General features: G+C 33.5%; 8 protein-coding genes. 6 read left to right on the forward strand and 2 right to left on the reverse strand.

Going from position 1 to position 6,351, the window contains the following annotated elements:
- Together ACIQ56_RS13300 and ACIQ56_RS13305 are read right to left on the reverse strand one after the other, a co-directional pair.
- Positions 1 to 411: hypothetical protein (locus ACIQ56_RS13300; protein WP_397601534.1), on the reverse strand; the 411-nt coding region annotated here is incomplete at its 3' end.
- Positions 412 to 425: 14 nt separating this feature from the next.
- On the reverse strand, positions 426 to 1,460 hold the full coding sequence (locus ACIQ56_RS13305; protein ID WP_397601535.1) for an NAD-dependent epimerase/dehydratase family protein: 1,035 nt from the start codon (positions 1,458 to 1,460) through the stop codon (positions 426 to 428).
- 121 nt (positions 1,461 to 1,581) lie between these two features.
- On the opposite strand from ACIQ56_RS13305, the gene ACIQ56_RS13310 reads away from it, so the two are divergent.
- From ACIQ56_RS13310 to ACIQ56_RS13335, 6 genes are all read left to right on the forward strand, one after another.
- Positions 1,582 to 2,778, forward strand: a complete 1,197-nt coding sequence (locus tag ACIQ56_RS13310; protein WP_397601536.1) for a tRNA-dihydrouridine synthase family protein — start codon at positions 1,582 to 1,584, stop codon at positions 2,776 to 2,778.
- Positions 2,759 to 2,992, forward strand: a complete 234-nt coding sequence (locus tag ACIQ56_RS13315; protein ID WP_397601537.1) for a hypothetical protein — start codon at positions 2,759 to 2,761, stop codon at positions 2,990 to 2,992. The genes ACIQ56_RS13310 and ACIQ56_RS13315 overlap by 20 nt, the downstream gene beginning before the upstream one ends.
- 158 nt (positions 2,993 to 3,150) lie before the next feature.
- Complete coding sequence (locus ACIQ56_RS13320; protein ID WP_153421116.1) at positions 3,151 to 3,774, forward strand: HNH endonuclease; 624 nt, start codon at positions 3,151 to 3,153, stop codon at positions 3,772 to 3,774.
- Between the two features lie 71 nt (positions 3,775 to 3,845).
- Complete coding sequence (locus tag ACIQ56_RS13325; RefSeq protein WP_397601538.1) at positions 3,846 to 4,694, forward strand: alpha/beta fold hydrolase; 849 nt, start codon at positions 3,846 to 3,848, stop codon at positions 4,692 to 4,694.
- 134 nt (positions 4,695 to 4,828) lie between these two features.
- The gene (locus ACIQ56_RS13330) at positions 4,829 to 5,977 is read left to right on the forward strand and encodes a branched-chain amino acid transport system II carrier protein (protein ID WP_397601539.1); all 1,149 of its coding nucleotides are present in this window, start codon (positions 4,829 to 4,831) and stop codon (positions 5,975 to 5,977) included.
- Between the two features lie 63 nt (positions 5,978 to 6,040).
- Positions 6,041 to 6,244, forward strand: coding sequence for a hypothetical protein (locus tag ACIQ56_RS13335; RefSeq protein WP_397601540.1), 204 nt, complete (start codon positions 6,041 to 6,043; stop codon positions 6,242 to 6,244).
- Positions 6,245 to 6,351: the final 107 nt, after the last annotated feature.

The following is a 6,351-nucleotide window of genomic DNA, read 5'->3' on the forward strand; positions in this document are numbered from 1 at the left end:
TAGTAGTGGTCGAACAAATTTATCGAAAATGGGATCATAACCAAAGGGATCTACTTCTTCGCTTCGTAACTTTAAAGAAAGTTCATGGTACTTTTTTCTTAAATTAAATGGATTTAATCCTGTGAAAATATCATCAGAAATAATTTCTTCTACTTCTGATTCATGAGGAGTTAATGTCTTTTCAATTTCTTGCCGAAATTCCTGCATTTTTCCTAATACACTATAAAGTTCTTCTTTTGTTGCAAATTTTTCTTGATTATTACTAAATTTACTTTGAAGATCTTTTTCAATTCTATTAAATTGTTCAATTAACATTCTTCTAATATTAAAAATTTGATTTGAAAAATTTTGCAAGTTATCACTAGATTGATTTGTCGAATTGTTTACTTTTTCATTGGACTGCCTAGCCATAGCTTAGTTCCCTTTTAAAAAATTTGTTGAAATCCTTGTGATGATGCGTAAGCTTCATCTTCACCTAAAGTAGAAGAAGGCATTGAAAATCCAATTTTACGAAGACGATTCGCTTCAATCATGGATTTAAGAGCTTGTCTGCTAGAATATTTTGGAATAAATCCTAATTTATCTGCAGCTTTTTTTCCATCTCCCACGCAAATATATTGAAAAAAAGGGACAATATCAGATGGCAATTCCCAAATTCGAGATGCATATCCTGCTGAAAAAAAAGAACGACACATTGCAGAAATAAAAGGAACAGGTATTTTGCCTGACATATGAACTCCTGTGCTTAAAGGTAACACACCTCTTCCCACAATATTAAATATGCCTGGAATATTATTTGATAAGGTTGAAATTTGTGCACGTACTGCATCATCTTCATGAATAAATTGAACGAGGGGATCATAGCCTAAAACCTTTGGAATAATTCCCGCAAAAAAGTACCTTGCTCTAATATTTGTAGAATTAGGGCCAAGAATAGGAGCAAATCTTAATATCGTAACAGAACATTCTTTATAATTATTTATAAAATCTTGAATTTGATTTTCGACATCCACACGTGTGCGTACAAATTGAGGTCCTTGCATCACAAGAGAATAATCTTCATGAATGAAATTTGGATTTTTAGGGTGAGCTCCATATACAAATGTAGCACTATGAACTATAAGTCTTTTGATATTTGATTCCGCAATGGCGTTTAAAACATGAAAAGTACCAATGGATTCGACTTCATGATGATATGATTTTCTTCTTGTTGGTCCTGAAAAAAGAGAACCATGAATAAAAGCTGTCACTTTATTTTCAATTAACACAGCCGCTATGTTTGAACTAGCTTCGTCTTTTGTTAAATCAACTCTATGAAAAATAAACTTTGTAGAAACGATTGTAGGTGGTTTGATATCAAAAATATGAACTTCTTTTATGCTTGAGAGACCCGCAAGTCTTTTTAAAACAAGTGAAGTTAAAAAACTAGAAGCCCCAGTTAATCCAATACGTTCGTGCATTTGAATATTTTCCATATTATCTAGCCTGTTTTCTTTCTTATTGAAGCTTTAACCAAATTCACATATATCAATTTACAATTAGGCTCTTTGAGCTTTTGTATTTTAACCAAAAGGATCTGTTGTGTCATTGCTCAAAAAAGATGAAAATCCAAAAAAAAGGGAACTTGGCTTAGCACCGATGGAAGGTGTTACTTGCCTTGCTACAAGACTTTGGTTTTCCCTAACTTCACAGCCAGATTTCGCAATGACGCCTTTTCTGCGCGTGACTAGAGACTACCCTTGGAAACGAGTCCCTTCAACGTATGCAGCAGAAATTTTTGACCTAAAAGGTTTAACCTCCTATCGCCTCATTCCTCAGCTTATGGGAACAAGTCCTTCGGATTTGGAACGTATTGCCACTCCGTTATTAAAAAATTCAAATTTTGTAGATATCAATTGCGGATGTCCTTCTCCTAAAGTTGTAGGAAGTCATGCCGGAAGCGGATTGCTCGAAAAAATAGAGGTATATGAAGAGTTTTTAACGGGCATTCAAGAAAAACTAGGGGAATCTCGTTATAGTATAAAAATGAGATCGGGATTTCATTCAAACGATGAATTTCCTAAATTAATAAACCTTGTTTCAAAAATGAAAATGTCTCAACTCACCCTTCATGCTCGTACACGTCAAGAGCGGTATACTTCTACTTCTAAATGGAATTTGATAGATACGGCTTCGCGAACATGTGATTTTCCTGTTGTGGGTTCTGGTGATATTGTGGATTCGCAAAGTTTAAAAAATACAATGGAGAAAGCGCCTTTTGTAGAAAAAATCATCGTAGGCCGCGGTGCTTTGAGAAATCCTTGGATCTTTCAAGAGTTGAGAACGAATAAAATCGTACAATTGACGAGCCGAACTCTTGTTCTCTCTTTGGCGTGTTATGCTGTCTTGCAAGATATTTTGGCAAATAATCCCGCATTCCTTCTTCAGCTTGTTGAAAAAGGCCTTTTTGAAAAAACTTGTGGGACAGATGAAAATTTATGGGAACAACTCTATCATAAGTTAACAGTTTTATATTATGGGCATTACATTGAGACAAATTCTTTGGTAGTAGAAAGACCAAGTTTTGCAAGAGTCAAGATGATATGGAATTCCCTAAGAAGCTCTTTAAATTCAGGGTTTATGGATCCTTTTTTACTAAGAGTGACTGGTTTTCCCGATTTTGAAAAAGGGATTGTAGATAAAGTAAAAGAAAAGAATGAACTATTGAGTCTAAAATACAGTTCTCAATATGACTGGATTTATTCCGGAGCAAAAAACAATGGAAATGAACAAAATTGATAAATTAAAAAATGTTCCTGAAAATCAGGAACAAATGACTGCTGAAGAATCTGATGATGCTTCTAAACTTTGGAAACAATATCAAAATCAAAAAAATAAAAAAAATTTAAGTAAGATTTTTTTGTTTTCTTTTGTTATACTTATTATTGTTGTTCTAGCATTTGTCGGTCTTTATATTGTACTATCCACCACAGACCCGCTCCACGGTATATAATTTTGACCTCATACACTATTGATTTGTTTTTTTCCGACCGATAAGATGTTTGTTAGAACAGAAAAACATTACGATTAAGATTTTCATCAATTTATTAATTAAAAATTGATTAGGAAGTGGCGCGCCTGATGATTTTTCTTAAGTAACCAGGATGTATTATGGGCAGTTTTGAAAGAAAAGTGCTTGTTCTTGATTCAAGGTATGAACCGGTTAAAGTCGTCACAATGGAGCTAGGATTCGTCCTTCTTTATGCAGGAAGAGTGACATCAATCATAGATTCCGAGCGTGTTATAAATGGAGTTTCTCGAGTTTGGAAAGTTCCATGGATTGTCCGGTTGGAAGGTTGTAGACCAAGAAACAAAAGATTAAATGGTCCGAGATTTTCAAGACAAAATATCTATTTACGAGATGGTTTTCGTTGTCAATATTGTCAGTGTTCTGGATTAGCTTCTAATTTAACTTTAGATCATTTACTTCCCTCTGCTAAAGGTGGGAAAACCACATGGGAAAATATCGTAACAGCTTGCAAAACGTGTAATATGAAAAAAGGTGCAAAAACGATAGAAGAGTTAGGAATAAAGTTACAGAGACCACCTTCAAAACCACAGTTGCATCCTACAGCGTTGTTTCCTTTGCGGTATGGGATAACGACAAAAAATGCACCGCAAGCCTGGTTACCTTATTTAGATTTGTCTGTGGCAGATAGAGCTCTTGTGTTAGGATTCGATGCTTCTCCTGTTTTTGTAAATTCTTATCAGCAGGATTCTCTCATCCAAGTTTAAAATTTTTAAAAATAATGTAATCTTCCCTAAAATGTAAGGATTCTTTTTACAGATATTTGGGGAATTTACTTATGATGGGATTAGAAGATCGATTTATCGATATTAATGGATATAAAACTCGTTATTGGTTATCTGGAAATTCAGATTCTATTATCTTGTTACTTCATGGATTTGCCTTTTCTGTGGAAATTTGGGAATCAAACATTCAAGAGCTTTCAAAAAATCATAAAGTAATAGCACTCGATTTATTGGGTTTTGGATTAACAGATAAGCCAAAAGGCAAACAAAAAATTGAAGATTTCCCTCTTTTTGTTTTTGAATTTTTAAAAAAGATGTCAATTCATAAAGTCCATATTGTTGGTCATTCGATGGGTGGTTTGATTGCTACAAAAATGGCTGAAATGCACCCACAGATCGTAGAGTCTTTAGTTTTATTAGGAAGTGCCGGATTTGCTAAAAATATTCCTATGCATTTTCGCATTTTTTCGCTGCCATTTATAGGTGAAATGTTTATAAAGCCTAACAAAAGAGGATTGATAAGTGCTTTAAGGAAAAATACATATGTTAAATCGGCAGTTACTCCAAAACTTGCTGAGAAGCTATTTGAGTTTTCTTTGCATCCTGAAATGGGCGAAACTCTTTTAAAAATCACCAGAACCGCTGTAGATTTTTTCGGTTTTAAAGGATTTATTATTCGAAATATTAAAAAAGATATCCATAAATTAACAATGCCTGTTTTAATTATATGGGGAAAAGAAGATTCCATTATTTATTTGGATCATGCTTATATTGCAAATAAAATGATTAAACACTCAAAACTTGTTATTTTTGAGGATTGTGGCCATCTTCCACAACTCGAATACCCAGAAAAATTCAATCATCTTCTTGGCCAATTTTTTAATGTAACAAAAACAGTATAACTAATTGTAAATATTTAATAAATTTTCATTTGTGGAAAATTCAAAAAATTTATTTTGTTGACTTTTAATTTGTAAAAGAGTTTCATAACTTTCTGTTTTTTGATTAGTTGACCAATCGATGGAGCTCAATACCTATGTCGTCAAATGGAGCCACTGTTTCCAATTTTAAAGTTTTAATAGCTGGGTTTGCCGCTTTTGCTATGTTTTTTGGCTCGGGAAATCTCGTATTTCCTCTAAAAATGGGAAGTGAGACACAATCCAATTGGGTTTTTTCTTCGTTAGGTTTAGCAGTCACTGGCGTCATTGTCCCTTTTTTGGGATTAGCAGCTTTAACTTGTTTAAAAGGCTCACAAGATCATTTTTTTAGATGGCTTGGTAAAGTTGGTGCTTGGATTGTCCCATTTCTTATATTGCTTTTAATTGGCCCATTTGGAGTGATTCCACGCTGCATCACTGTTGGATTTGGTGCTTGGCAATCCTTTGTCCCTACAACCCCTATTTGGGCGTTTGCTTTGGGGTGTGTTGCTATTATTTGGTTAGCTACCTTTGGCAATGGAAAAATTGTTGATGTCATTGGAAAATATTTTACACCTGTGAAGCTTGGTGCTTTGGCATTGGTTATCGGTGGTTCTTTATATTTTGCTCTTTCTTCTGCTAGCAGTATTGTGCCAAGTAGTACAACACCCATGGGAGCGTTTAAAGCTGGATTTTTTGAAGGCTATAATACAATGGATCTTATGGCTGCAATCTTTTTTGGTGTTAGTTTAGTACAATACTTTAAAACAAGCGGTAGTGATAAAATTCCATTTAAGCCAACTTTGTCAGCAATGGCTCTTGGTATGTCACTTCTTATGGTAGTTTATATGGCGCTAGTTTATTTAGGAGCTGCTTATTCAACTCAGGTCTCTCATTTGCCTGAACCACAAATTTTGCCACATATTGCTCATATAGCTTTAGGTGAGGCTTCTGATTATTTAATTTCATTTACGTTGGTTGTTTCTTGTCTTACAACAGCAGTGGCTTTAACTTCAGTTTCTGTAGATTTTTTATGTGCTAAAATTCCTTTTTTAAATGGGAAACGTCAACTTACTTTAATGCTTTGCATTATCATTACTTTTGTTATTGCTTTAACCGATTTTAGAGGGATTATGTCTTTTATGGCTCCTATCCTTCAGGTAATGTATCCTTTTATTATTGCAATGGCTTTGTTAAATATCATAGTTTATACATATAAAAGCTTAAAATCTAACAACGAATTAAAAAAAGAAAAAAAAGCAGCTTAATTTTTTTGATTTAAAATTTAGTTTTTGATACATCCTCCTTCATAAAATGAAGGAGGATTTTTTATGTTTTCAAAATGGGACGCTTGTTTATTTAATGGTTGCCTATTGCAAATTAGACCTCTAAATTATACAGATATCACTTCTCTTCAAAAAGTATTTTCTCTAGATTTATTTGAGTATTATCCATCTTATTTTTCTTCTTGTGATGAATTTGTAAATAAAAAAATAATTGAAAAAGAAAAACAAATTTATTACCCTTGGGTATGATCTTCCCCCAATTTTATAGACACAATTAACCGACCTTTTTCATTGGTCTAGTTATTTCAAATATAACTGGAGACAGATATCCATTCGACGAATGCTTTCTAACACGA

It is taken from the genome of Silvanigrella sp. (assembly GCF_044369315.1).
GTDB lineage: Bacteria > Bdellovibrionota_B > Oligoflexia > Silvanigrellales > Silvanigrellaceae > Silvanigrella.